This is a genomic window from Agrobacterium sp. FDAARGOS_525 (assembly GCF_003938925.1).
In the GTDB taxonomy this organism is placed as follows: Bacteria; Pseudomonadota; Alphaproteobacteria; order Rhizobiales; family Rhizobiaceae; genus Agrobacterium; species Agrobacterium pusense.
Map to the genome: position 1 here is coordinate 742568 of NZ_RKIU01000003.1, position 26038 is coordinate 768605.

Annotated in this window: 25 protein-coding genes; 3 read left to right on the forward strand and 22 right to left on the reverse strand. The window is 59.4% G+C overall.

The window, feature by feature from the left end; genetic code table 11:
* Positions 1–16 precede the first annotated feature (16 nt).
* The 4 genes from atpA to EGT36_RS04845 form a co-directional block, all read right to left on the reverse strand.
* Entirely contained in the window at positions 17–1546 is a 1530-nt protein-coding gene (atpA, locus tag EGT36_RS04830; RefSeq protein WP_004443771.1) for a F0F1 ATP synthase subunit alpha, read from the reverse strand.
* A complete protein-coding gene (locus EGT36_RS04835; RefSeq protein WP_172965624.1) occupies positions 1546–2112 on the reverse strand; it encodes a F0F1 ATP synthase subunit delta in 567 nt (188 codons plus the stop codon). The genes atpA and EGT36_RS04835 overlap by 1 nt, the downstream gene beginning before the upstream one ends.
* 260 nt (positions 2113–2372) lie before the next feature.
* A complete protein-coding gene (locus EGT36_RS04840; RefSeq protein WP_035210277.1) occupies positions 2373–2759 on the reverse strand; it encodes an AGROH133_08824 family phage infection protein in 387 nt (128 codons plus the stop codon).
* A gap of 81 nt (positions 2760–2840) precedes the next feature.
* Positions 2841–5057: a primosomal protein N' gene (locus EGT36_RS04845; protein ID WP_037090323.1), complete on the reverse strand. Its 2217-nt coding sequence runs from the start codon at positions 5055–5057 to the stop codon at positions 2841–2843.
* A gap of 121 nt (positions 5058–5178) precedes the next feature.
* Between EGT36_RS04845 and EGT36_RS04850 the strand changes: the two genes are divergently transcribed.
* Both EGT36_RS04850 and EGT36_RS04855 read left to right on the forward strand, forming a co-directional pair.
* Positions 5179–6126 carry a tyrosine recombinase XerC gene (locus EGT36_RS04850; RefSeq protein WP_081950522.1) on the forward strand — a complete coding sequence of 316 codons (948 nt, stop codon included), beginning with the start codon at positions 5179–5181 and terminating at the stop codon, positions 6124–6126.
* An 81-nt stretch (positions 6127–6207) separates the two neighbouring features.
* Complete coding sequence (locus EGT36_RS04855; protein WP_037090228.1) at positions 6208–7302, forward strand: TraB/GumN family protein; 1095 nt, start codon at positions 6208–6210, stop codon at positions 7300–7302.
* On the opposite strand, the gene EGT36_RS04860 is transcribed toward EGT36_RS04855, so the two are convergent.
* The 16 genes from EGT36_RS04860 to sdhC form a co-directional block, all read right to left on the reverse strand.
* A complete protein-coding gene (locus EGT36_RS04860; RefSeq protein WP_037090226.1) occupies positions 7280–7774 on the reverse strand; it encodes a DUF2867 domain-containing protein in 495 nt (164 codons plus the stop codon). The two genes, EGT36_RS04855 and EGT36_RS04860, sit on opposite strands and share 23 nt — an antisense overlap.
* A gap of 79 nt (positions 7775–7853) precedes the next feature.
* Positions 7854–8354, reverse strand: coding sequence for a cytochrome b (locus EGT36_RS04865; protein WP_037090225.1), 501 nt, complete (start codon positions 8352–8354; stop codon positions 7854–7856).
* A gap of 127 nt (positions 8355–8481) precedes the next feature.
* Positions 8482–9888 (reverse strand): dihydrolipoyl dehydrogenase, encoded by a 1407-nt coding sequence (gene lpdA, locus EGT36_RS04870; protein WP_004443790.1) that lies wholly within the window; start codon positions 9886–9888, stop codon positions 8482–8484.
* A 66-nt stretch (positions 9889–9954) separates the two neighbouring features.
* Positions 9955–10596 (reverse strand): LysE family translocator, encoded by a 642-nt coding sequence (locus EGT36_RS04875; RefSeq protein ID WP_006698228.1) that lies wholly within the window; start codon positions 10594–10596, stop codon positions 9955–9957.
* Between the two features lie 13 nt (positions 10597–10609).
* Entirely contained in the window at positions 10610–11023 is a 414-nt protein-coding gene (locus EGT36_RS04880) for an MAPEG family protein (RefSeq protein WP_037090223.1), read from the reverse strand.
* Between the two features lie 70 nt (positions 11024–11093).
* Positions 11094–12320 carry a 2-oxoglutarate dehydrogenase complex dihydrolipoyllysine-residue succinyltransferase gene (gene odhB / locus EGT36_RS04885; RefSeq protein WP_037090222.1) on the reverse strand — a complete coding sequence of 409 codons (1227 nt, stop codon included), beginning with the start codon at positions 12318–12320 and terminating at the stop codon, positions 11094–11096.
* Between the two features lie 53 nt (positions 12321–12373).
* Positions 12374–15370, reverse strand: coding sequence for a 2-oxoglutarate dehydrogenase E1 component (locus tag EGT36_RS04890; RefSeq protein WP_004443801.1), 2997 nt, complete (start codon positions 15368–15370; stop codon positions 12374–12376).
* Positions 15371–15546: 176 nt separating this feature from the next.
* Positions 15547–16449, reverse strand: coding sequence for a succinate--CoA ligase subunit alpha (gene sucD / locus EGT36_RS04895; RefSeq protein ID WP_006698231.1), 903 nt, complete (start codon positions 16447–16449; stop codon positions 15547–15549).
* Between the two features lie 17 nt (positions 16450–16466).
* Entirely contained in the window at positions 16467–17660 is a 1194-nt protein-coding gene (sucC, locus tag EGT36_RS04900) for an ADP-forming succinate--CoA ligase subunit beta (protein ID WP_006698232.1), read from the reverse strand.
* Positions 17661–17693: 33 nt separating this feature from the next.
* On the reverse strand, positions 17694–18656 hold the full coding sequence (gene mdh, locus EGT36_RS04905) for a malate dehydrogenase (RefSeq protein ID WP_004443804.1): 963 nt from the start codon (positions 18654–18656) through the stop codon (positions 17694–17696).
* 178 nt (positions 18657–18834) lie between these two features.
* Positions 18835–19998, reverse strand: coding sequence for a cell division protein ZapE (zapE, locus tag EGT36_RS04910; RefSeq protein WP_004443806.1), 1164 nt, complete (start codon positions 19996–19998; stop codon positions 18835–18837).
* Between the two features lie 92 nt (positions 19999–20090).
* Positions 20091–20633 carry a protease inhibitor Inh/omp19 family protein gene (locus EGT36_RS04915; RefSeq protein WP_004443808.1) on the reverse strand — a complete coding sequence of 181 codons (543 nt, stop codon included), beginning with the start codon at positions 20631–20633 and terminating at the stop codon, positions 20091–20093.
* 204 nt (positions 20634–20837) lie between these two features.
* Positions 20838–21617, reverse strand: coding sequence for a succinate dehydrogenase iron-sulfur subunit (locus EGT36_RS04920; protein ID WP_004443810.1), 780 nt, complete (start codon positions 21615–21617; stop codon positions 20838–20840).
* A gap of 15 nt (positions 21618–21632) precedes the next feature.
* A complete protein-coding gene (gene sdhA / locus EGT36_RS04925; protein WP_037090220.1) occupies positions 21633–23474 on the reverse strand; it encodes a succinate dehydrogenase flavoprotein subunit in 1842 nt (613 codons plus the stop codon).
* A gap of 7 nt (positions 23475–23481) precedes the next feature.
* Positions 23482–23862 (reverse strand): succinate dehydrogenase, hydrophobic membrane anchor protein, encoded by a 381-nt coding sequence (sdhD, locus tag EGT36_RS04930; protein WP_004443814.1) that lies wholly within the window; start codon positions 23860–23862, stop codon positions 23482–23484.
* A gap of 12 nt (positions 23863–23874) precedes the next feature.
* Positions 23875–24267: a succinate dehydrogenase, cytochrome b556 subunit gene (gene sdhC, locus EGT36_RS04935; RefSeq protein ID WP_004443817.1), complete on the reverse strand. Its 393-nt coding sequence runs from the start codon at positions 24265–24267 to the stop codon at positions 23875–23877.
* A 305-nt stretch (positions 24268–24572) separates the two neighbouring features.
* Here sdhC and EGT36_RS04940 point away from each other — a divergent pair, with 305 nt between their 5' ends.
* Complete coding sequence (locus EGT36_RS04940) at positions 24573–24941, forward strand: hypothetical protein (RefSeq protein WP_162471998.1); 369 nt, start codon at positions 24573–24575, stop codon at positions 24939–24941.
* On the opposite strand, the gene EGT36_RS04945 is transcribed toward EGT36_RS04940, so the two are convergent.
* Both EGT36_RS04945 and EGT36_RS04950 read right to left on the reverse strand, forming a co-directional pair.
* Positions 24942–25586, reverse strand: coding sequence for a class I SAM-dependent methyltransferase (locus tag EGT36_RS04945; protein WP_037090218.1), 645 nt, complete (start codon positions 25584–25586; stop codon positions 24942–24944).
* 7 nt (positions 25587–25593) lie between these two features.
* Positions 25594–26037: an EVE domain-containing protein gene (locus EGT36_RS04950; protein WP_004443825.1), complete on the reverse strand. Its 444-nt coding sequence runs from the start codon at positions 26035–26037 to the stop codon at positions 25594–25596.
* Between the last annotated feature and the right edge of the window lies 1 nt (position 26038).

Genomic DNA, 26038 nt, shown 5'->3' on the forward strand with positions numbered 1-26038 from the left:
GTAAAAGAGCCCTGATTTAAGAGAAAGACTTGGCGAAACTATCAAGAGCGCCCTTGAGCTTGCCCTTGGTATCGTCGCTGATAGCCTTTTCCGTGCGGATGGTGTCGAGGATCGCCTTGCCTTCCGACCGGAGGTAGGAGAGCAGACCCTGCTCGAACTTGCCGACCTGTGCGACCGGAACCTTGTCGAGGTAACCGTTGACGCCGGCGAAGATCACCGCAACCTGTTCTTCCGTCTTGAGCGGCGAGAACTGCGGCTGCTTCAGAAGTTCGGTCAGGCGTGCACCGCGGTTCAGCAGGCGCTGCGTCGAGGCATCGAGGTCCGAACCGAACTGGGCGAAGGCGGCCATTTCGCGATACTGGGCGAGTTCACCCTTGATCGAGCCGGCAACCTGCTTCATCGCCTTGATCTGGGCGGCAGAGCCAACGCGCGAAACCGACAGACCGACGTTAACAGCCGGACGGATACCCTGATAGAACAGGTCGGTTTCAAGGAAGATCTGGCCGTCGGTGATCGAGATCACGTTAGTCGGAATAAAGGCCGAAACGTCGTTACCCTGGGTTTCGATGACAGGCAGAGCTGTCAGCGAGCCGGCGCCCATTTCGTCGGAGAGCTTTGCAGCGCGCTCGAGAAGACGGGAGTGGAGGTAGAAAACGTCGCCCGGATAAGCTTCGCGGCCCGGAGGACGGCGCAGCAGAAGCGACATCTGACGGTAAGCAACGGCCTGCTTGGAAAGGTCGTCGTAACCGATGAGGGCGTGCTTGCCGTTGTCGCGGAAGTATTCGCCCATGGCGCAACCGGCAAACGGTGCCAGGTACTGCATCGGAGCCGGATCGGAAGCGGTCGCAGCAACGATGATCGAGTACTGCAGCGCGCCGCGCTCTTCCAGAACCTTCACGAACTGGGCGACGGTCGAACGCTTCTGACCGATAGCGACGTAGACGCAATAGAGCTTGTCGCCGTCAGGACCATTGTCGTGAATGGCCTTCTGGTTCAGGATCGTGTCGAGAATGATTGCGGTCTTGCCGGTCTGGCGGTCGCCGATGACAAGCTCGCGCTGGCCGCGACCAACCGGGATGAGCGCATCGATGGCCTTGAGGCCGGTCGACATCGGCTCGTGAACCGACTTGCGCGGAATGATGCCGGGAGCCTTGACGTCAACGCGCGAACGCTTGGCGGCGTTGATCGGGCCCTTGCCGTCGATCGGATTACCGAGCGCGTCAACGACGCGGCCCAGCAGTTCCGGACCAACGGGAACGTCAACGATAGCGCCAGTCCGCTTTACGGTGTCGCCTTCCTTGATGTCACGGTCGGAACCGAAGATAACCACACCGACATTGTCGGCTTCGAGGTTGAGCGCCATACCGCGGATGCCGCCCGGAAACTCGACCATTTCACCAGCCTGAACATTGTCGAGACCGTAAACGCGAGCAATACCGTCACCGACGGAAAGCACCTGGCCGACTTCCGAGACTTCCGCCTCGTTGCCGAAATTTTTGATTTGATCTTTCAGAATTGCGGAAATTTCCGCGGCGCGGATATCCATCAGCCAACCTCTTTCAGTGCAAGCTTAAGGGTGGAAAGTTTGGTGCGAAGAGACGTATCGATCTGGCGGGAGCCGACCTTGACGATCAGACCACCGAGGATCGAGGGATCGACGGCAACGGAAACCGCCACATCCTTGCCGGTAACGCTCTTCAGCGCCGCCTTCAGTTCAGTTTCCTGCGCCTCGTCGAGCGCATGTGCCGAGGTGACCTCGGCGGTAATTTCGCCGCGGTGGGCGGCAGCAATGGTGCGGTAGGCGCGGATCATGCCGGGAACGGCGAAGAGACGGCGGTTATTCGCAACAACCTTGAGGAAATTCAGGGCAAGACCGGTGATGCCGGCCTTTTCGCAAATAGCGGTGATTGCCTTGAACTGGTCCTCGGCGGAGAACACCGGGCTCGCAACCAGACGCTTCAAATCGTCACTTTCATCGAGAAGTGCGCCAAACTTGTCCAGTTCGGCCTGAACCGCTTCGACCGTACCCGCTTCCAAAGCAAGCTCGAAAAGCGACGACGCATACCTTTCCGCTACACCGGATGTTCCCTGGGAGGTCTCTGCCACGGGCACTTTTTCCCTGCTAATCGTCCAAGACCATCAGCGATGGGGCTCCACCGCATCAAATTCTTGAAATCGTTTCAATTTCCCCGAAAAAGACCGGAATTCCCCCCTGCCTTTTCCCAATTTCGCGGTCCGTCTAGCATAGGATGCCGGGACTCGCAACACGCGTAATAGCGGAAAGCGCCGTTTGGGCAAGGGGGAATGCGTTAAATTTTCCGATTTCGCTCAGGATGCGGTGCCTGTGCGGCACAAAAGGCAAAAACCCGGCTTCACACCAGCCCGAACACGTAGCTCAACGAGAGTGCGGCGAGCAGAAAGTGCACAACCAGAAGTAAGAGATTCCGCATGCTTGCGCCACCATCCGAGAGGATGGAGAGTATCCCGCCGAACACGCTGAGGCCGAATGCCGCACCGAAGGCGAGATAGACCATGGGCTGAGCGAGGAGCAGGGCGGCGGCGCCGAGGCCCAGATAAAAGCCGGCAAGCGACGAGCGCACCAGCGCATAGCCATCCCGGCGTTCGCCGGCGGGCAGCAGACCGAAAGCGCGAAGCGTCAAGCCGGGTGCGAACATGAAAAACAGCCCGATGATGGCTGATACCACCGCCGCGCCGAAGGCCAATTGTTCGCCGAACTCGGTCGGAAAATAAAACTCCATATCGTTCCCCAAATCATTCTGTTTCCCGCTGGCCTTATGACACGGTCATGACAGCAGGAAAAAGCCCTTCTTTGCTAAAGTTCAAAGGAAACTTTGCGGATCGATATCCAGCTGAACATGCACGCTGCCGCGCTCTTTAGGGCCATTTGCCAGAAGCGTTCGCAGGAACGATTGCATGTCGGAGTTGCGTCGCCCGTGCACCAGCAACCGGAAGCGATGGCGGCCGCGGATGAGCGCGAGCGGCGCTTCCGCCGGGCCAAGCAGCATGATGCCGGTTACCTGCGGGGCCGCAGCCCGCAATCCACGCGCATGTGTCTCCGCCTCTGCGCGCGTATCGGCTGAGACGATGATCGAGGCAAGCCGTCCGAAGGGCGGCAGGACAGCCTTTTCGCGCTCCACGATCTCCCTCTCGTAAAAGGCCGAGGCGTCACCGGAGACGATCGCCTGCATAACCGGATGCTGCGGCTGATAGGTCTGGAGCAGGCCATGACTCTTGCGCCCCGTCCGTCCGGCGCGACCCGTCACCTGCGAAAGCAGCTGGAAGGTTCGCTCCGCCGCACGCGGGTCGCCATTGGCAAGGCCGAGATCGGCATCGACGATGCCAACGAGCGTCATCAGCGGGAAGTTATGCCCCTTGGCGACGAGTTGCGTGCCGATGACGATATCCGCCTCGCCTTTGACGATCGCCTCCAGCTCCAACCGCAACCGCTTGACGCCCATGAGATCGGAAGAGAGCACGATGGTGCGGGCATCGGGGAAATGTTTCTCCACCTCTTCGGCGATGCGCTCAACCCCCGGCCCGCAGGCCACGAGATGATCGAAGGTGCCGCATTCCGGGCAATGGTCGGGCGTCGGCTCGTTATGGCCGCACTGATGGCACTGCAACTGATTGCGGAAACGATGCTCCACCAGCCAGCTGGAACATTGTGGGCACTGAAAACGATGGCCGCAGACGCGGCACAGCGTCAGCGGCGCATAACCGCGTCGATTGAGGAACAGCAGCGCCTGCTCGCCCTTCTCGATCGTCTTGCCGATTCCGCGCAGCAGAACGGGTGACAGAAACCCTCCCCTTTCCGGCGGATGGCGGCGCATATCGACAAGATGCAGATCGGGCATTGCCGCATCGCCGAAACGCGTATGCAGGTGAATGGTGTTGTAACGCCCCGAGCTGCCGTTGACCTGGCTTTCCACCGAAGGCGTGGCCGAAACCAGCACGACCGGGAATTCGGCTATCCGCGCTCTTACCACCGCCATGTCGCGGGCATTATAGAAGACGCGATCTTCCTGCTTGTAAGCGGGGTCGTGCTCTTCATCGACAATGATGAGACCAAGATTGTCGAACGGCAGGAAAAGCGCCGAACGTGCCCCAGCCACCACCTTCACCTCGCCGGTCACCGCCTGCCGCCAGACCTTTTCGCGCATACGCGGCGACAGGTCCGAATGCCATTCGGCCGGCTTGGCGCCGAAACGATCCTGGAAACGCTCCAGAAACGCCGCCGTCAACGCGATTTCGGGCAGCAGGATGAGGACCTGCTTGCCTTGCCTGAGCGTCTCGGCCACGGCCTCGAAATAGACCTCGGTCTTGCCGGAGCCGGTCACGCCATCGATCAGGGAAACATGAAATCCACCCTTGCGCACATCCTCGAGAATCTCCGATGCCGCCTGTCTCTGAGGGCCTTCCAGACGCGGCTCGACATAATCGGGGTCAGGCTCGGGCACCACTGGCGGCGCGGGCAGGAATATCGTCTCGAACACGCCCTGTTTGACAAGCCCGTCGATGACGCTTGTCGAAACACCTGCAGCGTGGGCAAGCCCGCTCTTCGTCCAGCCGTGCGCTTCGGCCGCCAGCTCCATCACCCGTTCGCGGGCGGGGGTCAGGCGCTCCGGCCTACCTTCGGTCAGCCGCAGCCCCTCGATCATCGGTTCGGGATCGAAAGCGGCGGGCGCACGCAACGCCATGCGTGCCACGAGGCCGGGCGGAGAAAGCGTATAGGCGGCGACCCAGTCCACGAAGCGGCGCATTTCCGTCTTCATGGGCGGGCACTCGAAACTCTTGGTAATGGGCCGCAACTTCTTCGGATCGACAGCTTTCTCTCCGGTTTCGTCCCACACCACGCCGAACACCTGCCGGGGGCCAAGCGGCACCTGAACGACGGAACCAGTTTCCACCACCATATCTTCAGGCACAGCGTAGCTATAGGGCCCGGGCGCCGGCATGGGCACAAGAACGGGCACCGTGCGCGTGGGCGACGGCGGGTCGAACAGAGCCCCAAACAGATCGGACGAATCTTTTGCCATGATGTGGCGACCATGCCCCGGCGACAGGAAAAAGGAAACCGCCCGGATGTAGTGGGCGCACCACGCAAAGTCCACCTCTTAACTAAATGCTGACCATAAGCGCATAGTTTCGAATTGTGGAATGGAGCGCCGCGTGACCGAAATCCTGACATTTGCCGAACCCGATCTGCTCGCCGAGCGCCAAGCCTGGCTGACGGCGCTTGCAGGCGAGCGCCGCCTCTCCGACAACACCGTCGAGGCCTATGAGCGCGATACGCGTCAGTTCCTGGCGTTCCTGACCGGCTACATCGGCAAACCAGCCTCCATAAGCGATATTGCCGATCTGCGCCCGGTTGATCTTCGCGCCTTTCTGGCCAATAGACGCAAGGAGGGCGCCGGCGCGCGGTCGCTTGGGCGGCATCTGGCGGGCCTGCGCTCGCTACTGCACCACCTTCAGAAAAAGGGACTCGTCAATGCGGCCGGCGCCACCGCAATGCGCGCGCCAAAACAGCCGAAATCGCTGCCGAAGCCGCTGACCGACCGTCAGGCGCTGAAGATCACCACGGCCGAGGCACAGTTGAACGAAGAACCCTGGATTGCCGCCCGCAACGCTGCGGTCCTGTCGCTGCTTTACGGCTGTGGCCTGCGCATTTCCGAGGCACTGGGTCTTACTCCCGCCGATTTCCCACCCGGCGCGCGCAGCCTGCGCATCACCGGCAAGGGCAACAAGACGCGGATCGTGCCGCTGCTCGCAGTGGTGACGGAAGCGGTCGATACATACAAAAAGCTCTGCCCCTATGCCATGTCGGCGGACGAACCGATGTTCCTCGGGGCACGCGGCGGCAAGCTTCAGCCTGCCATCATCCAGCGTGAAATGCAGAAGCTGCGCGGCGCTTTCGGCCTGCCGGAAAACGCCACCCCGCATGCGTTGCGCCATTCCTTCGCCACCCATCTTCTGGCCGGCGGTGGGGATCTGCGCACCATTCAGGAACTGCTCGGCCATGCCAGCCTCTCCACCACACAGGTCTATACCGGGGTGGATACGGCAAGATTGCTTGAAATCTACGACAACGCGCACCCTCGCGCATGAAGCAGAAAAATGGTTAACCATAGGCATTAACCAGACGTCCAAACCGCCGTTCTATAAGCGAACAAGAACCGGATTGGACCGATGCACAGCCTGATAAAGCCTCAAAATCTCACCGCCACCCTGATGGGCAAGACTGGCGACGCGCTGCTCTGGCTGCTGGCCGCCCTGCATGTCACCGCCGTTGCCATCCTGCTCGTGACTCTACTGTCGCTCAGCCAGGCGGAAGCCGCCGAGCAGACGATCACCTGCGCGGGCAGCGACATTCTCGTTGAGATGCGCAAGACCGATCCTGAAGCCTTCGCCAAGATCGAACAGGAAGCGGCAGCGATCCCGAACGGCAAGGGCAATTTCTGGCGCATCGAAAAGGCAGATACGGCCCCATCCTATCTTCTCGGCACCATGCATGTGACGGATCCGCGCGTTCTAGAGATGCCGGCCACCGCCAGCCCCGCCTTTGAGAAGGCAGCGACTGTCATCGTGGAATCGGACGAGATCCTTGATGACAAGAAAATAGCGGCATCCCTGCTGGGCAAGCCCGAACTCACCATGTTTCTGGACGGCAAATCGATCACCGACATCCTGCCGCCCGACAATGTCGCGCGCCTCGAAAAGGGCCTGAAGGAGCGCGGCATTCCACTTAATGCCGTGTCGCGCATGAAGCCCTGGATGCTCTCGAGCTTCGTTGCCCTTCCCGCCTGCGAGTTTGCCCGCAAGGCAACGGGCCTTTCCTTTCTCGACAAGAAGCTTGCCGAAGACGCGGTTGCGAACGGAAAGCGCCTCGTCGGGCTGGAGACCATGGTCGAACAACTGACCGCCATGTCCGAACTGCCGATGGAATTTCATCTGCAGGCGCTTATCGAAACGCTTGAGCTTGGCGACCGCATGGATGACGTGATGACGACCATGACCGATCTTTACGTCGCGGGCGACATCGGCATGACCATGCCGATGCTGAAAAGTCTGGATCCCAAGAAGGCCGCCGACAACGATAAAGGCTACGCCGCTTTCGAACAGCGCATCATCACCGATCGCAACCATGTAATGGCGGACCGCTCCACCAATGAGCTTGCCAAGGGTAATGTCTTCATGGCCGTCGGCGCGCTGCACCTGCCGGGCGAAGGAGGCCTCGTGGAACTGCTTCGCGCGAAAGGCTTCACACTGACGCGGGTAGAGTGACCGGGACAGTTCCTGTTTCGACGGGCCGGATAGAGGCGCAGAACGGTCGCATCGTCGCAGGCACGATGCGGCGGTGAAACGGACCAACGAGAAGAAGATAAAACCGACCGAACAGGTTCTTGCGCCGGACAATGGTGGTGACGCTCGCCAGCTGGCGGTCTGCCGCATCTTCGAGATCGATGACGATGCGAAAATCGAGGTGGTGGTCATCAAAGCCGAGGACTGTTCGCTCTGGCGTGGAGGTGATGACCGGGAACCCGCCCGCCGAACTGCCCGCCGCCAGCTCGACCGTTTTTAAACCGACCATCGAAACGATACCGTTTCGAAGCGACATCAGGCCGCTGATCCATGCCGGAGGATGCTCGAGGAAAAGCCTGCTCACATCGAGCGAGGACGTTACCGGCGTTGTCAATTCACCCTGAAAGCAATCGTACCAATCGGCACCCGGCAATATATCTTCAATATTTGGCATCTTTGATCCCCAGCCGCTCCTTTGCAGCAAGGGAAACATGCCGTTTTTACGCGGCAGGGGGAACGTGACAAACCGCCGCTCAGCCGTGTGTCATGCGCCGGAGGAGATTGGTGCGCCAATAGAACTGGTGAACAAGGACAGCCGCGACATGGCCCGCGATCAAAACCCACATCAGCACCTTGAACGGGCCGGAGTGTAGCTCCCCTGCCGCGCCTACGCCCAAGTAATAGGCGGCGATGCCGGAGAGTGGCAGGATGAAGAACAGCGCGTAAAGCGTAAAATGCGCCACCTTGGCGGCAATCTGCGCGACACGCGGCTCTTCACGCGGATGTGGCGGAACGCCCTGGATCAGCCGCAGACAGAAGCGCAGTACCGCAAGAAACAGCACGGCGAAGCCGACATAGGCATGGATGTTGGCAGAAGAAATCTGATCTGGCGTCAGTGTTTCACCCCGCCGCATCAGCCGGTAGGCATGGGCCATGGCATCGGGAAACAAGAGGTTGAAGAAAATCAGAAGCGCCATTGTCCAATGGATGACACGCTGCGGAATGGAGAAGGAAACTTGAGTGGAATGCGCCATTTTATTGCCTTTTATCAAAAGGTTAGACAGGCTTTAGCGCGAGTATGAGAAACCCCGGCCTGCATGGCAAGCCGGGGTTCAGCAGATGACGGAAATTTAATATTCGAGCGTCGGGCTCAAATGCCGATCACATGTGGATCGGCTTGAAGAACGTTGCCAGCGCCGCTTCCTTCACGGCTTCCGACATGGTCGGGTGCGCATGGCAGGTGCGGCCGAGATCTTCCGAGGAACCGCCAAATTCCATCAGTACGGTGATCTCGTGGATCATTTCGCCAGCGCCGAAGCCGACAATGTGACCGCCGAGAACCCGGTCGGTTTCCTTGTCGGCAAGGATCTTCACGAATCCATCCGTCACCTGCATGGCGCGGGCGCGGCCATTGGCGGTGAAGGGGAACTTGCCAACCTTGTAAGCGACGCCGGCGGCCTTGAGTTCCTCTTCGGTCTTGCCGACGGAAGCCACTTCCGGCTGCGTGTAAACGACTGCCGGAATGACGTCGTAATTCACGTGACCGCGCTGGCCGGCAAGGATTTCCGCAAGGGCAACGCCCTCGTCTTCCGCCTTGTGCGCCAGCATCGGGCCCTTCACCACGTCGCCGATCGCATAGATGCCATCGACATTGGTCTTGTAGTGGCCGTCGATTTCAACGCGGCCACGGCTGTCGAGCACGACACCAGCTTCGGCAAGGCCGAGACCTTCGGTGTAGGGCTTGCGGCCGGTGGAGATCAGCACGACGTTTGCTTCCAGCGTTTCGGCAGCGCCGCCCTTGACCGGCTCGAACACGACCTTGGCGCCGGCAGCGGTTTTTTCAACAGCCGTTACCTTTGCGCCGAGCTTGAAATCGAGGCCCTGCTTGGCGAGCAGACGCTGCGCCTGCTTGGAAACTTCGGCATCCATGCCGCCGAGAATGTTGTCGAGATATTCGACGACGGTAACCTTGGCGCCGAGACGCGACCAGACCGAACCGAGTTCAAGGCCGATGACGCCGCCGCCGACAACGATCAGCTTTTCCGGAACCTTGGAGAGAGCGATTGCGCCGGTGGAGGACACGATGACGCTTTCATCGATATCAACCTGAACACCCGGAATGCCGGCAACGTCAGAACCCGTGGCGATGACGATATTCTTTGCTTCGATTTCCTGTGTCTCGCCCTTGTCGTTGGTGACGGAAACCTTGCCGGCAGACACAACCTTGCCGGTGCCCTGGAAAGCATCGATCTTGTTCTTCTTGAACAGGAAGGCAACGCCATCGACATTGGCCTTCACCACGCCGTCCTTGTGACCCATCATCTTTTCAAGGTTCAGCTTGGGCGCTGCAACTTCGATGCCGAGCGAGTCGACACCATGGGCAACATGTGCGAAGGTTTCGGACGCGTGCAGCAGCGCCTTGGAGGGAATGCAGCCGACATTAAGGCAGGTGCCGCCATAGGTCGCGCGCTTTTCGATGACAGCGACCTTGAGGCCCAGCTGCGCCGCCTTGACCGCGCAAACATAACCGCCGGGGCCGGTGCCGATTACAACTACATCATATGCCATGTTCTGGTTCCTGCTTTATAGGGGCAAGATATCGGATCATTGCCCAGCTTCCATTTGACCTGAAACTCAGGCCGCTTTTTCCGTTGCGAGTTTTATACCGAGGGCGATGAAAACCACCCCGCTGGTGCGGTCGATCCATTGGCTGGCGCGCTGAAACGCGGCGCGCATCCGTGGTGTCGTCATGAACAGGCTGACGCCGACGAACCAAAGGATGAGGCAGCTTGCCATGACGAGACCGTATCCGAATTTGACGGCCACCGGCGTGTGGGCGTGAACCACCGTCGAAAAGATCGACAGAAAGAAAAACACCGGCTTGGGGTTGAGCGCGTTGGCCGCAAAACCGAGCGTAAACGCCTTCAGCGCCGTCTGACTGCTTTTCGCCTGAACGTCTTCACCTTCGGCAGCGGGCAATTCGGTCTTGCCAGCGCGCAGCGCCTTGATGCCGATATAGATCAGATAGGCGACACCCAGCCATTTGACGATGTTGAAGAGATAGATCGACTGGGAAATGATCAGGCCAAGGCCGAGGATCGTATAGGTGACATGGAACATCAGCGATGTCCCGACGCCGAAGCTGGTGATAATGGCCTGCTTGCGCCCATGCACCATCGCCTGACGCATGACCATGGCGAGATCGGCGCCAGGCGACACGATCGCGAAGGAGAAAATCGCCATCAGGGATGCAAGTTCGATGAGATATTGATGCATCGTAAAGCAGCCTTCAGAACATCAGCACGACAAACATGAGCGCCAGGCCGAGCATCGACCCCAGCCAGACGAAAGACCGTATATAGGGGACGCCCGCCAGATAGAGCGGAATGTAGATCACCCGGCAGATCAGCCAGATCCAGGCGCCAGTGAGCGCCAGACCGGCAGGATCACCCGCCATGATGACCCCGAAAGCGAGCGCCAGAAAAGCCGGATATGTTTCCCGGAAATTCGCAGACGCGCGTGAGGCACGGCCGGAAAGCCTGCCCTTCGGCTCTCGGCTGCCATCCCTCGGGCCGGCATTCCATTCAAGCCCGAATTCCTTGGTCGCCGTCATCCCCTGCAACATGACGTGCACGACGAGGAGAAGAACGCTCAGACCGACAAGCGGCAAAAAAGGCGAAGCGGCTAGAAATGTCGGCTGCACGTCTGCTCTCCCTGTTAGTCTTTCAGCGGGGCTTCACTTGAAGCCCCGCTGAAACGAAAAGCAAGAGCGATTAGAGATCAAGAACCAGACGTTCCGGATCCTCGAGGCTTTCCTTGACGCGAACGAGGAAGGTCACGGCTTCCTTGCCGTCAACGATACGGTGATCGTAGGAGAGCGCCAGATACATCATCGGGCGAATGACGACCTGACCGCCGATGGCGACCGGACGCTCCTGGATCTTGTGCATGCCGAGAATACCCGACTGCGGTGCATTGAGGATCGGCGAAGACATCAGCGAGCCGTAAACGCCACCATTGGTGATGGTGAAGGTGCCGCCCTGCATGTCGGCCATGCCGAGCGAACCATCGCGCGCCGCCTTCGCAAGACGGCCGAGTTCCTTTTCGACGCCGGCGATGGAAAGCTGGTCGGCATCGCGGATGACCGGAACGACAAGACCCTTGTCCGTGCCGACAGCCATGCCGACGTGACAATAGTTCTTGTAGATGATGTCCGTGCCGTCGATTTCGGCGTTGACGGCAGGCAGTTCCTTCAGCGCGTGGGTCACGGCCTTGGTGAAGAAGCCCATGAAGCCGAGCTTGACGCCATGCTTTTTCTCGAAAACGTCCTTGTAACGGTTACGCAGATCCATAACCGCGCTCATGTCCACTTCGTTATAAGTGGTGAGCATGGCGGCGGTGTTCTGCGCGTCCTTGAGGCGCTTGGCGATGGTCTGACGCAGGCGCGTCATCTTCACACGCTCTTCGCGAACCTGATCCTGTTCGGCGGAAACCGGACGCGGTGCAGCAGCAGGAGCCGGAGCGGCCGGAGCCGAAACGCCCTTGGCGACAGCAGCGAGCACATCGCCCTTCAGCACCTGGCCACGCTTGCCGGAACCGTCGACCTGATCGGCAGACAGGTTGTTTTCAGCAAGCAGCTTGCCAGCGGCAGGTGCCGGCGGCATGGCGCTTGCGGCAGAAGCAGCGGGAGGCGGAGCGGCGGCCGCGGCAGCAGCAGGCTTTGCCGGTTCGGCAGCCGGTGCGGAGGTCGCAGCGCCGGCAGCACCTTCGGCGATCTGGCCGAGAAGCGCGTCGAGCCCAACGGTCTCGCCGTTCTGCGCAACGATTTCAGTCAGAACGCCAGAGGCAGGCGCCGGGACTTCGACGGTAACCTTGTCGGTTTCCAGTTCAACGAGAGGTTCGTCGGCCTTGACGGTGTCGCCGACCTTCTTGAACCAGGTGCCGACGGTCGCTTCGCTGACGGATTCGCCGAGGGTTGGTACGCGGATTTCAGTGGCCATGATCTAGTTCCGTTATTCAGGTGTCTTCTTTGCGGGGCGATGCGGGAGAGTTCTCACTCTCCCAGCGCGTCTTCCAGGAACGCAGCAAGCTGCGCCAGATGCTTGGACATCAGGCCGGTCGCCGGAGAGGCGGCAGCCGGACGGCCCGTGTAACGGACCTTCTGGTACTTGGCGTCGATATGCGCCAGGACCCATTCCAGGTAAGGGTCGATAAACGACCACGCACCCATGTTCTTCGGCTCTTCCTGGCACCAGACCATCTCCGCATTGCGGAAGCGCGACAGCTCGTTGATGAGCGCCTTGGCCGGGAACGGATAGAGCTGTTCGATACGCAGCAGATAGATATCGTCGATGCCGCGCTTCTCACGTTCTTCCAGCAGATCATAATAGACCTTGCCCGTGCACATGACGACACGGCGGATTTTCGAATCCTTCTGCAGCTTGATCGGGCCGTCCTTGATGACTTCAGCATCGTCCCACAGGAGACGGTGGAAGGAGGACTCGCCTGCAAGCTCGGCCAGCGAAGAGGTGGCGCGCTTGTGACGCAGCAGCGACTTCGGCGTCATCAGGATCAGCGGCTTGCGGAAGTCGCGCTTCACCTGGCGGCGCAGGATGTGGAAATAGTTTGCCGGCGTCGTGCAGTTGGCAACCTGCATGTTGTCTTCCGCGCACATCTGCAGCCAGCGCTCCAGACGGGCGGACGAATGTTCCGGACCCTGGCCTTCGTAACCATGCGGCAGAAGGCAGACGAGACCGGACATGCGCAGCCACTTGCGTTCACCCGACGAGATGAACTGGTCGAACACCACCTGTGCGCCGTTGGCGAAGTCGCCGAACTGGGCTTCCCAGAGCGTCAGCGCATTCGGACGGGCGAGCGAGTAGCCATATTCGAAACCAAGGACGGCTTCTTCCGAAAGCATCGAGTTGATGACTTCGTAACGGGCCTGCGTCGGCGCGAGGTTCGCGAGCGGGATGTAACGCTCTTCAGTTTCCTGATCGTAGAGAACCGAATGGCGCTGCGAGAAGGTGCCGCGTTCGCAATCCTGACCGGAGAGGCGGATCTTGTGGCCTTCGACGGCGAGCGAACCGAAAGCAAGCGCTTCCGCCATCGCCCAATCGATGCCTTCGCCGGTCTCGACCATCTGCGAGCGGTTTTCCATGAAACGCTGGATCGTGCGGTGGGCGTTGAAACCCTCGGGAATGGTCGACAGTTTCTTGCCGATTTCCTTCAGCTGCTTCATCGGCACGCCGGTCTTGCCGCGACGCTGCTCATCCGCATTGTCGGCGGCACGCAGGCCGGACCACTGACCGTCCAGCCAGTCGGCCTTGTTCGGCTTGTAGGACTGCCCCGCCTCGAATTCCTGCTCGAGATGGGCGCGCCAGTCGGCCTTCATCTTTTCGAATTCGCCTTCGCTGAGCAGGCCTTCGGCGATCAGACGGTCGGCATAGATGCGCGCGACGGTCTTGTGGCCGCGGATGACCTTGTACATCTTCGGCTGCGTGAACGCCGGCTCGTCGCCTTCGTTGTGGCCGAAGCGGCGGTAGCAGAACATGTCCACGACGACGGGCTTGTGGAACTTCATGCGGTATTCGGTGGCAACCTTGGCCGCATAGGTCACAGCTTCCGGATCGTCACCGTTGACGTGGAAGATCGGCGCTTCGATCATCTTGGCGACGTCGGACGGATAGGGCGACGAACGGGAGAAGGCCGGGTTCGTCGTAAAGCCGATCTGGTTGTTGATGATGAAGTGCATGGTACCGGCAACACGGTGACCGCGCAGGCCGGAGAGGCCGAGAATTTCAGCAACCACGCCCTGGCCCGCAAAAGCGGCATCGCCGTGCAGAAGCAGCGGCAGAACCTTGGCGCGCTCGGAAAGCGGAATGACATCGCCTTCCCACACCTTGGCCAGCTGGTCCTGCTTGGCACGGGCCTTGCCCATGACGACAGGGTTGACGATTTCAAGATGCGACGGGTTGGCCGTCAGCGACAGGTGAACCTTGTTGCCGTCGAACTCGCGGTCGGAGGAGGCACCAAGGTGATACTTCACGTCACCCGAACCTTCGACGTCGTCTGGCTTGAACGAACCACCCTTGAACTCGTGGAATACGGCGCGGTGCGGCTTGCCCATGACGTTGGTCAGAACGTTCAGGCGGCCGCGGTGGGCCATGCCGAGAACGACTTCTTCGAGACCTTCCTGGCCGCCGCGCTTGATGATCTGCTCGAGCGCCGGGATCAGCGATTCACCGCCATCGAGGCCGAAACGCTTGGTGCCCTTGAAACGCACGTCGAGGAACTGCTCATAACCTTCGGCTTCGACCAGCTTTGACAGAATGGCCTTCTTGCCTTCGGCGGTGAAGGCAACGCCCTTGTCCGGACCTTCGATGCGCTCCTGAATCCAGGCCTTCTCTTCCGGGCTGGACATGTGCATGAATTCGACGCCGATAGTGGAGCAATAGGTGCGCTCCAGAATATCGATCATCTCGCGCACGGTCGCATATTCGAGGCCGAGCACGTTATCGATGAAAATCTTGCGGTCGTAATCACTTTCTTCAAAGCCGTAGGACTTCGGCGAAAGCTCGTTATAGTCCTCGACGGCAACGGCAATACCGAGCGGATCGAGCTTGGCATGCAGGTGGCCGCGCATGCGGTAGGCGCGGATCATCATGATGGCGCGAACGCTGTCACGGGTCGCCTGCAGCACTTCGGCTTCGCTGACCGGCTTGCCGGTATCGGCGCTCTTGGCCTCAGCCTTTGCCTGAACCTTCTTTTCGATGGCCTTTTCGACCGTGGCCCAGTTGCCATCAAGTGCGGAAACCAGGTCGCCATTTGCCGGGATCGGCCAGTTGGCACGCTTCCAGGAGGCGCCCTTGGCCGCCTTCTTCACATCTTCCGGATTATCGGACAGTGCCTTGAAGAAGCTCTGCCACTCCGGCGACACGGAAGAGGGGTCCTCTTCGTACCGGGCATAGAGCTGCTCGATATAGGCTGCATTCGCGCCGTCCAGAAACGACGTGATCTGAAACTGCTCGTTCGCTTCTTGCCTTGCCATTGTGTTCTTGCGGACTTGTCCGTCCGCCTCCTCGATGCCGTTAGGGCCGTTCGACCGGCCTGCCGCTTTGATTATTGCTGTCTGCCGCCGGGGCGGTATGCCGTCTGTTTGTCTTCTTGCGGCATCGGGCAGCGCGAGCTTGAAGCCGCGCCGCCCGTTACCGGTTTCATGTGGTCTCAGCCCTTGAGGACTTCAACCAGCGTCTTGCCGAGGCGCGCCGGGGAAGGCGAAACCTTGATGCCCGCTGCTTCCATGGCAGCGATCTTGGATTCCGCATCGCCCTTGCCGCCGGAAACGACAGCACCGGCGTGGCCCATGGTGCGGCCCTTCGGAGCCGTACGACCCGCGATGAAGCCGGCCATCGGCTTCTTGCGGCCCTTCTTGGCTTCGTCGATCAGGAACTGCGCCGCATCTTCTTCAGCCGAACCGCCAATTTCGCCGATCATGATGATCGACTGCGTGGCGTCGTCAGCGAGGAACATTTCCAAGACGTCGATGAACTCGGTGCCCTTGACCGGGTCGCCGCCGATGCCGACAGCCGTCGTCTGGCCGAGGCCTTCGTTGGAGGTCTGGAACACGGCTTCATAGGTCAGCGTGCCGGAGCGCGATACGATACCGACCGAACCCTTGCGGAAAATGGAGCCCGGCATGATGCCGATCTTGCATTCTTCCGGCGTCAGGATGCCGGGGCAGTTCGGGCCGAGCAGGCGGGACTTCGAACGGTCGAGGCGAGCCTTGACGCGGACCATGTCCATGACCGGGATGCCTTCGGTGATGCAGGTGATGAACGGAATTTCCGCATCGATGGCTTCGATGATCGCGTCTGCTGCACCTGCCGGCGGAACATAGATCACGGATGCATCTGCACCGGTCTTTTCCTTGGCTTCGGCAACCGTTGCGAAGATCGGCAGGGTTTCGCCCTTGGAACCGGTCCAGGTTTCGCCACCCTTCTTCGGATGAATGCCGCCGACCATCTGCGTGCCGTAATAGGCAAGCGCCTGTTCGGTGTGGAAGGTACCGGTCTTGCCGGTCAGACCCTGAACGAGGATCTTGGTGTCTTTATTAACGAGAATAGACATTATTTCCGGTCCCTCAATTAGCCGTTGATCGCCGCGACGATCTTCTTGGCTGCGTCGTCCAGATCGTCAGCAGCCGTAATCGCAAGGCCCGATTCGTTCAGAAGCTTCTTGCCAAGTTCGACATTGGTGCCTTCAAGGCGAACAACGAGCGGAACCTGCAGACCGACTTCCTTCACCGCGGCGATAACGCCCTCGGCGATAACGTCGCACTTCATGATGCCACCGAAGATGTTGACGAGGATGCCCTCGACCTTCGGGTCGGCAGTGATGATCTTGAAAGCTGCCGCAACCTTCTCCTTGCCGGCGCCGCCGCCGACGTCGCAGAAGTTTGCCGGCTCCTTGCCGTAAAGCTTGATGATGTCCATGGTGGCCATCGCAAGACCTGCGCCGTTGACCATGCAGCCGATGTTGCCGTCGAGGGCGACGTAAGCGAGGTCCCACTTGGAGGCTTCGATTTCCTTGGCGTCTTCTTCGGTCTCGTCGCGCAGCGCCTTGACGTCGTCATGGCGGAACATGGCGTTGCCATCGAAGGAAACCTTGGCGTCGAGAACGCGCAGATGGCCATTTTCCATGACGATCAGCGGGTTGATCTCGAGGAGAGCCATGTCCTTCTCGCTGAAGGCCTTGTAAAGGATCGGGAAGAGCGACTTGGCATCTTCGGCAGCAATGCCGTCGAGCTCAAGCGCCTTGGAGATCGCAGCAACGTCGGCATCGGAAACGCCCTTTTCAGGGTTGATGGCGATGGTGTGGATCTTCTCAGGTGTATCGTGAGCCACGGCTTCGATGTCCATGCCGCCTTCAGTGGAAACCACGAAAGCAACCTGGCCGACCGAACGGTCAACCAGCAGCGAGCAGTAGAGTTCGCGGGCAATGTCAGCGCCGTCTTCGATGTAGAGGCGGTTAACCTGCTTGCCGGCATCGCCCGTCTGCGCCGTTACCAGCGTGTTGCCGAGCATGTCCTTCGCATGGGAAACGACTTCTTCGATGGACTTCGCCAGACGAACGCCGCCCTTGGCATCCGGGCCGAGCTCCTTAAACTTGCCCTTGCCGCGGCCGCCAGCATGGATCTGGCTCTTGACGACGTAGAGCGGGCCGGGAAGCTGCTTTGCAGCAGCTTCGGCTTCTTCGACCTTGAGAATGGCAACGCCTTCAGCAACCGGCGCGCCGTAGCCCTTCAGAAGAGCCTTGGCCTGATATTCGTGAATATTCATGGAATAATCCCTGTTTGGAACCGCTTGAAGTTGTTACTTCAGCGACGGAGCGATGTTGATGCAGGCTTCGCAGAGACCAGCGACAGCGCCGACGGACTTCTGGAAGGCAGCTTCTTCTTCCTTGTTGAGTTCGATCTCGATGATGCGCTCGATACCGCCTGCACCGATGATGGTGGGAACGCCGACATACATGTCGTCTACGCCATACTGGCCCGAAAGGTGGGCAGCGGCGGGCAGAACGCGCTTCTTGTCCTTGAGGTAGGATTCGGCCATCTCGATTGCCGAGGCAGCCGGGGCGTAATAGGCCGAGCCGGTCTTCAAGAGACCAACGATTTCGGCGCCGCCGTCACGGGTGCGCTGGATGATCTCTTCGAGACGCTCGGCGGTCAGCCAGCCCATCTTTACGAGATCGGTCAGCGGAACGCCGGCAACGGTGGAGTAACGGGCGAGCGGCACCATGGTGTCGCCGTGGCCGCCGAGAACGAAGGCGGTGACGTCTTCAACCGAAACGTTGAACTCTTCGGCGAGGAAGAGGCGGAAACGCGCGCTGTCGAGAACGCCGGCCATGCCGACGACCTTGTTCTTCGGCAGGCCGGAGAACTTCTGCAGCGCCCAGACCATGGCGTCGAGCGGATTGGTGATGCAGATGACGAAAGCGTTCGGCGCGTATTTTTTGATGCCGGCGCCGACCTGTTCCATGACCTTGAGGTTGATGCCGAGAAGATCGTCGCGGCTCATGCCGGGCTTGCGGGCAACACCAGCGGTGACGATGCACACGTCAGCGCCTTCGATGGCAGCGTAATCGGATGCGCCGGTGAGCTTTGCATTGAAGCCTTCAACCGGGCCGGACTGGGCAATATCCAGGCCCTTGCCCTGCGGGATGCCGTCAGCAATATCGAAGAGGACGATATCGCCCAGTTCCTTCAGGCTGGCCAGATGCGCCAGCGTGCCGCCGATCATGCCAGAACCAATAAGTGCAATCTTTTTGCGAGCCATCGAATGCTTCCTCTTGAGCTTCAATTCAATTTCACCGCGCCAAACCGGCAGCCAAATTGTCGCACTCCGATTAGACCCATTGGCCAAAATAGGCAACAGATTCTTTTCTGCTGAGTATTTTCAATCGTTTAGATCATTATTTTCTTACGTAAACGTAAGAAAATGCGTCACGAAAGTGTCAAACTTTCTGCCGTTTTTCTTGATGAAGCGCCAGATAATCGGCGCTACGCATTTCAAACAGACGCGAGGCGGTGCGATCGAACTCGAAACCTTCCGTTCCCTTGCGTTTGCCGAGCAGGTCTTCCGGCATAGCGGCTGCCGACGCGAACAGCCTGACGCTGTGATCATAAAGCGCGTCGATGAGGATGATGAAACGCTTGGTTTCGTTCCGTTTGTCCGCGTTCAAAAATGGAATGTGGTCGATGAAGACCGTGTCGAAACGATTGGCGATGGCAAGGAAGTCGGAAGCCCCGAGCGGCTTCTCGCAAAGGTCGGAAAAGGAAAAACGCGCCACACGGCCGCTGGCGCGCGGCACCAGGATGGAACGACCCTTCATGGGTATCTCGGTTGGTGCAACAAGGTGCCCGCCGGTCATGTGCCGCCACGCCATATCCATCGCCTGATCGGCCGCGCCATCAAGCGGCGTCACATAGACCGGCAGGCTTTCCAGCTTCTCCATCCGATAATCGGTGGGACTGTCCAGCGTCACCACCTCCACATGCTTCTTCAGCAGCTCGACAAAGGGCAGGAACAGGCCGCGATTGAGACCATCCTTGTAGAGATTGTCCGGAACGACATTGGAGGTCGTCACCAATGTGCAGCCATTGGCGAAGAGCTCGCTGAATAGCCGCGCGAGGATCATCGCATCAGCAATATCCGTCACGGTAAATTCATCGAAACACAGGAGTTCGGCCTCCGCCAGAAGCTGGGCGGCGACAGGCGGAATCGGATCGGCCTGTTTGGTCTCGCCATTCTTCAGCTTCTGCCGGTGCGCATGCACACGATTATGCACATCCGCCATGAATTCATGAAAATGGCAACGCCGCTTGGAAGAAACGGGCGCCATTTCGTAAAACATGTCCATCAGCATCGTCTTGCCGCGGCCGACACTGCCATAGACATAAAGCCCTTTCACCGTCGTTGCTGGACCGGCCTTGCGTGCGAACATCCAGCCGAGCGCGCTCTTCTTCTTGGCAGGCTTGCGGGCCTTCAGATCGGCGAGAATTCTGTCGAGATGGGCCGCCACACCAAGCTGGGCGGCATCGGCCTGCAAGGTGCCAGCTGCCGTCAATGCGTTGAGCTGTTCAACGACACTATGATTGTAATCAGGCAATGGCTTCATGAAAAGACGCCCCGGTCGCGGATGCAGCACGGAACCCGCGACGAATGGAATGGCTTAGAGCAGAATGAACGTTCCGGCTGCACCGGAACGACTCATCGGCTGAGGCTGAGCGGCTGCCCGCTATTGGTCGTGCCGTCGAAGCGTGCGTCTGCGCTCTTGTAGACGCGGCCGATAGTGTCACCCGAGCGATTCTTGAAGACGACCATCTTGCCGGATACTTCCCAGGACCCCATCGCCGTCAGCTCGCCGGAGCAACCACGCGTGCCGCCACGCGATCCGCTGCCCAGGTTGGTGAGCGTCAGGAACATATCGCAATTGGCCCCGCCATTAGAAACGCGCCAGTTGCCGACCATGGATTCCTTGGTCACGTCGAGAGCTGTTGCCGGTGGAGCAGCGGATGCAACATTGGTGCCGCCGGGTGTCGCCGAAGCAGGCGCCGACGGGAACTGGCTTCCATTGGCACCACCGGGCGGCGGCAGGGCGCCAGACTGAACGGAGGGCACCGGCTGCGCCTGCAGGGGCGGCGTATAACCGGGATTGTTGCTGGCGTTGTTGTTGTAATCGTAGGAGGTACGTTGGCAACCGGCAAGGCTCATCACAACCGCAAGGCCCGTCACCACATATCTGAATTGCATATCAAGCTCCCGATTCTCTCGCTTCCGGAAAGACGATGATCAAACAAGAAGGCTGAATTATTACCAAAGCCTTATCTTGCGCAAGCGATGGCCGGGATAATTACCATTTCGGTCAATTTTTACCGAATTTTCCCACGCCGGGTTGAAAAAAGGGCCACGGTCGAGACCGCGGCCCGATAAATCTCTGTGGTCGGCGATTCGTCCTCAGACGCGGCGCTCAACCATCATCTTCTTGATTTCCGCAATCGCCTTGGCCGGGTTCAAGCCCTTCGGGCAAGCCTGCGCGCAGTTCATGATCGTATGGCAGCGATAGAGACGGAACGGGTCCTCGAGATTGTCGAGACGCTCGCCGGTCGCCTCATCGCGGCTGTCGATCAGCCAGCGATAGGCCTGCAGCAGAACGGCCGGACCCAGATAACGGTCGCCATTCCACCAGTAGCTGGGACAGGACGTGGAGCAGCAGGCGCAGAGAATGCACTCATAAAGACCGTCCAGCTTCAGGCGATCCTCATGGCTCTGCTTCCATTCCTTGGCGGGTGTGGGCGAAACCGTCTTCAGCCAGGGCTCGATCGAGCGGTGCTGGGCGTAGAAGTTCGACAGGTCAGGAACAAGGTCCTTCACGACAGGCATATGCGGCAGCGGATAAACCTTCACCGTGCCGTTGATCTCGTCCATGCCCTTGGTGCAGGCGAGCGTATTGGTGCCGTCGATGTTCATCGCGCAGGAACCGCAGATGCCTTCGCGGCAGGAGCGGCGCAGCGTCAGCGTCGGGTCGATGTTGTTCTTGATGTAAAGAAGCGCATCGAGAACCATCGGTCCGCAATCATCGACATCAATATAGAAAGTGTCGATGCGCGGGTTCTGGCCGTCATCCGGGTTCCAGCGATAGACGCGGTATTCGCGCACATTCTTGGCACCATCCGGCTTCGGCCAGACCTTGCCTTCGTTGATCTGGGAATTCTTGGGGAGAGCAAGTTCAACCATATCCAGTTCCTCAAATCAGTAGACACGCGCCTTCGGCTCGATCTTTTTCGGATCGATGCCGTCGGCGATCAGGTCGGTGTGAACCGGGCGATAGTCGAGCTTCACGTCGCCTTCGGGACTGACCCAGGCAAGCGTATGCTTGCGCCAGTTCACGTCGTCGCGACCACCGAACGGACCGTCGACGAAATCCTCGCGGGCATGCGAACCACGGCTTTCCTTGCGCGCTTCCGCGCCGTAGACCGTGGTGATGGCATTGGCCATGAGGTTATGCAACTCGAGCGTTTCGACCAGATCGGAATTCCAGACCATCGAACGGTCGGTGACCTTGACGTCGGGCAGTTCCTTCCAGATCGCCGAGAGACGGCGGCAGCCGCTTTCGAGCGATTCCTGTGTGCGGAACACTGCCGCGTCGTCCTGCATGGCGCGCTGCATCTTATCACGCAGCACCGCCGTCGGCGTCGAGCCGTTGGCATAACGCAGGCTGTCAAAGCGTTCCATGATCCTGTCGCAGGCAGCCGTATCGAGAGCGGGAATCGCCTCGTCACGATTAATGACCTGAGCGGCGCGGATCGCGGCGGCACGACCGAAGACCACAAGGTCGATCAGCGAGTTGGAGCCAAGACGGTTGGCGCCGTGAACCGAGGCGCAACCGGCTTCGCCGACCGCCATCAGGCCGGGCGCGATACGCTCCGGGTTTTCGGCATTGGCGTTCAGCACTTCACCCCAATAGTTGGTCGGAATGCCGCCCATGTTGTAGTGAACCGTCGGCAGGACCGGGATCGGCTCGCGGGTCACGTCAACGCCGGCGAAGATCTTGGCGCTTTCGGAGATGCCCGGAAGACGCTCATGCAGGATCGCCGGATCGAGATGATCGAGATGCAGGAAGATGTGGTCCTTGTTCTTGCCGACGCCGCGGCCTTCACGGATTTCCATCGTCATGCAGCGCGAGACAACGTCACGCGAGGCAAGGTCTTTCGCCGAAGGTGCATAACGCTCCATGAAGCGTTCGCCTTCGGAGTTGACGAGATAGCCGCCTTCGCCGCGCGCGCCTTCGGTGATGAGGCAGCCCGCGCCATAAATACCGGTCGGGTGGAACTGCACGAATTCCATGTCCTGAAGCGGCAGGCCCGCACGGGCGATCATGCCGCCGCCGTCGCCGGTGCAGGTGTGGGCAGACGTCGCCGAGAAATAGGCGCGGCCGTAACCGCCGGTCGCCAGAACCACCATCTTGGCGGCGAAGCGGTGGATCGTGCCGTCATCGAGGTTCCAGGCAACGACGCCGGTGCAGCGGCCATCCGGCGCCATGATGAGGTCGAGCGCGAAATATTCGATGAAGAATTCCGCATTGTTGCGCAGCGACTGGCCATAAAGCGTGTGCAGAATGGCGTGACCGGTACGGTCGGCGGCGGCACAGGTGCGCTGCACCGGTGGGCCTTCGCCGTAATTCTGCATGTGGCCGCCGAAGGGGCGCTGGTAGATCTTGCCTTCTTCGTTACGCGAGAAAGGCACGCCGTAATGCTCCAGCTCATAGACCGCCTTTGGCGCTTCCATGGCGAGATATTGCATCGCGTCGACATCGCCCAGCCAGTCGGAGCCCTTTACGGTGTCGTAAAGGTGCCACTGCCAACAGTCGGGCGTCATATTGGTGAGCGATGCGGCGATGCCGCCCTGTGCTGCGACGGTGTGGGAGCGCGTCGGGAAAACCTTGGTGATGCAGGCGGTCTTGAAACCCTGTTCGGCCATGCCGAGTGTAGCGCGCAGACCGGCGCCGCCGGCACCCACCACGATCACGTCATAGGAGTGATCGACATAGGTGTAAGCCTTGCCATTCTGGGAAGGTGAACTGATCGAAGCCATGACGAACTTATCCTACGAATGCGATTTTCAGGATGGCGAAGACAGACAGGCCACCGATGAGGATCGCGAAAAATGTATTCAGCATCAGAAGAACGAGCTTCGGAACTTCGGCGTGAATGTAGTCTTCGATGATGACCTGCATGCCGAGCTTCATGTGGATGAGACCGGAGACCAGCACCAGAGCCATGATGACAGCGACGAGCGGGTTGGAAAGCGCAGCGACGACTTCCGGATAGGGCGCGCCGGCATATTTGATCAGGAAGACAACGAAAAAGGTCAGCAACGGAATGTTCGAAACGGCCGTCAGGCGCTGACGCCAGAAATGGTCGGTGCCTTCCTTGGCGGAGCCGAGACCGCGAACCTTCCCGAGAGGTGTACGCATATCCATGTAAGTATCTCCTCAGCGCACGATCAGGACGATGACCCAGATCAGCGCGGTCAGACAGATAGACGCCACGAAGGAGGCCTTTGCCAGCTTGGTGGTGAAGTGCTTCTCGAAGCCGTGCCCGAGGTCCCACATCAGGTGGCGCAGGCCGCCGATCATGTGGTGAACCAGCGCCCAGGTGTAGCCGACGAGAACGATCTTGCCGATGATGGTGCCCATCGCCCAGCTGACCCAGTCATAATAAGCTGGACCGGATGCCAGCGCGATAAGCCACCAGGCGACCAGGAGCGTACCGAAATAGAGCGCGCCACCGGTCACGCGGTGGATGATGGAGGCCACCATCGTCGGAATCGGCTTGTAAATTTGAAGATGCGGCGACAGAGGCCGGTTATTTGTCACATTCGCCATCAGAACCTCGCGGCGTTTTCCCGTGCGTCCACAAGACAGGACGCCCCCAAGCAACAGCACATGACGAAAGAATGTGCATTGCACCAACCGCGACGTTTAATCACATGGGCGCATCACCACAAGCACATTTCATGGCGGATTCCAATTTAATCGATTGGTTCGCGAATTTTTTTTGGAATTTTTTTGCATGAAAATAAAAAATCGAGCGTTTCCAAGATTTACGCCCTCAAAATATTTACGTTTACGTAATTCCGAAAAGGTGTAATTTACGATTGGTTAACTCAAAAAACCGGAGCATGAAGCTCATGTTACAGCACCGAATCGTTGCCTTGGTCATGATGGTTTCAGGCGGAATTTCAACTTACGCGCTGCCCTCTTTGGCGGGCGATTTTCATAGTCGGAATTCCTATCGTCACAGTCAATCGCAAGTCAGCTTTTCAACCGACGGCCTGCCGTCCACGTTGCCTGGGGGCACCTATGTCGGAAGCATTTCCGCGCTGAGAGTTCGAGGGAACGGCAATTATTTCGCGACCGGCAGCGGAATATCGCCGCAGATTGCCACGACCGGACCCCGTTTATTGCCGGCGCCCAGAGCAAAAATCATTACCGTGAATACCGATAATGCGGATGATGCCTGCGTTTACCAGCATGGTGTCTGCATTATTCGCCCCTGATCAGAGGAAGCGCCAGACGGTGGTCTTCTTCACTTCACTGTCTTCCAGCGCACGGCTGACGGTAACCTGATAGGTCGCGAGGGCCTCAAGACGCTGTTTCGGCAGATAGGCTCTGCCTGGATCTCCAACGAGAACGCTGACGCCCCGGTCAGTCAGGTTTATAAACCATGGCACGAGGAGATCCGCAAAGGCCCGGTCGTAAAAGACATCTCCTGCCAGCAGGACATCAGCCTCAATGGCACGGCCGATCAGATCGGCGTGGGTAAAGCCGATATCAACCCCATTCAGGCCTGCATTCATACGAACAGCCGTTTCCGTCCACGGATCTATATCGGCGGCAAGCACGGTCGCAGCGCCGGCCTTTGCAGCAGCTATGGCAACCAACCCGGAGCCGCTGGCAAAATCCACCACACGCTTGCCGCTTACGCTTTCCGTGTGATCGAGCACATAACGGGCAAGACCCTGCCCGCCGGCCCAGGCAAAAGCCCAGAAAGGCGGCGGCAGGCCAATCTGCTCCAGTTCCTCTTCCGTCTTCAGCCAGAGCTCATGCGCTTCGGTCGCGAGATGAAGGGAGAGTTCCGGCACATGAGGCGGATGCATGATGCCGGTATTTTCGAGGATGAAGCGTTCGGGATCGGTCCTCACCGACGCTTCAATCCGGGGATTTCGGAGGATTTGCGAGCCCGCCCATGCGGCAGACTTCAAGATACTCCTCTTCCGTCACCGGCTGCACGGAAAGCCGCATGGAGGTGACAAGCGACATATTCGCGAGCTTCGGATTGGCCTTAACATCCTTTAGCGAAACCGGCTGCGGCATATCGCAGACGGCGCGGATGTCGACACAATCCCACTTCAGATCACCTTCGGCGGTCGAGTCCGGATGCGACAACGCACAGACTTCGACGATGCCGACAACATCCAGTCCCTCATTGGAGTGGTAAAAGAAGCCCTTGTCGCCAATCTTCATGGCGCGCATGTTGTTGCGCGCCTGATAATTGCGCACGCCGGTCCACTCTTCGCCCGCCTCGCCCTTGGCCTTCTGCATCTCCCACGACCATTTGAACGGCTCGGACTTGTAAAGCCAATAATTCGCCATG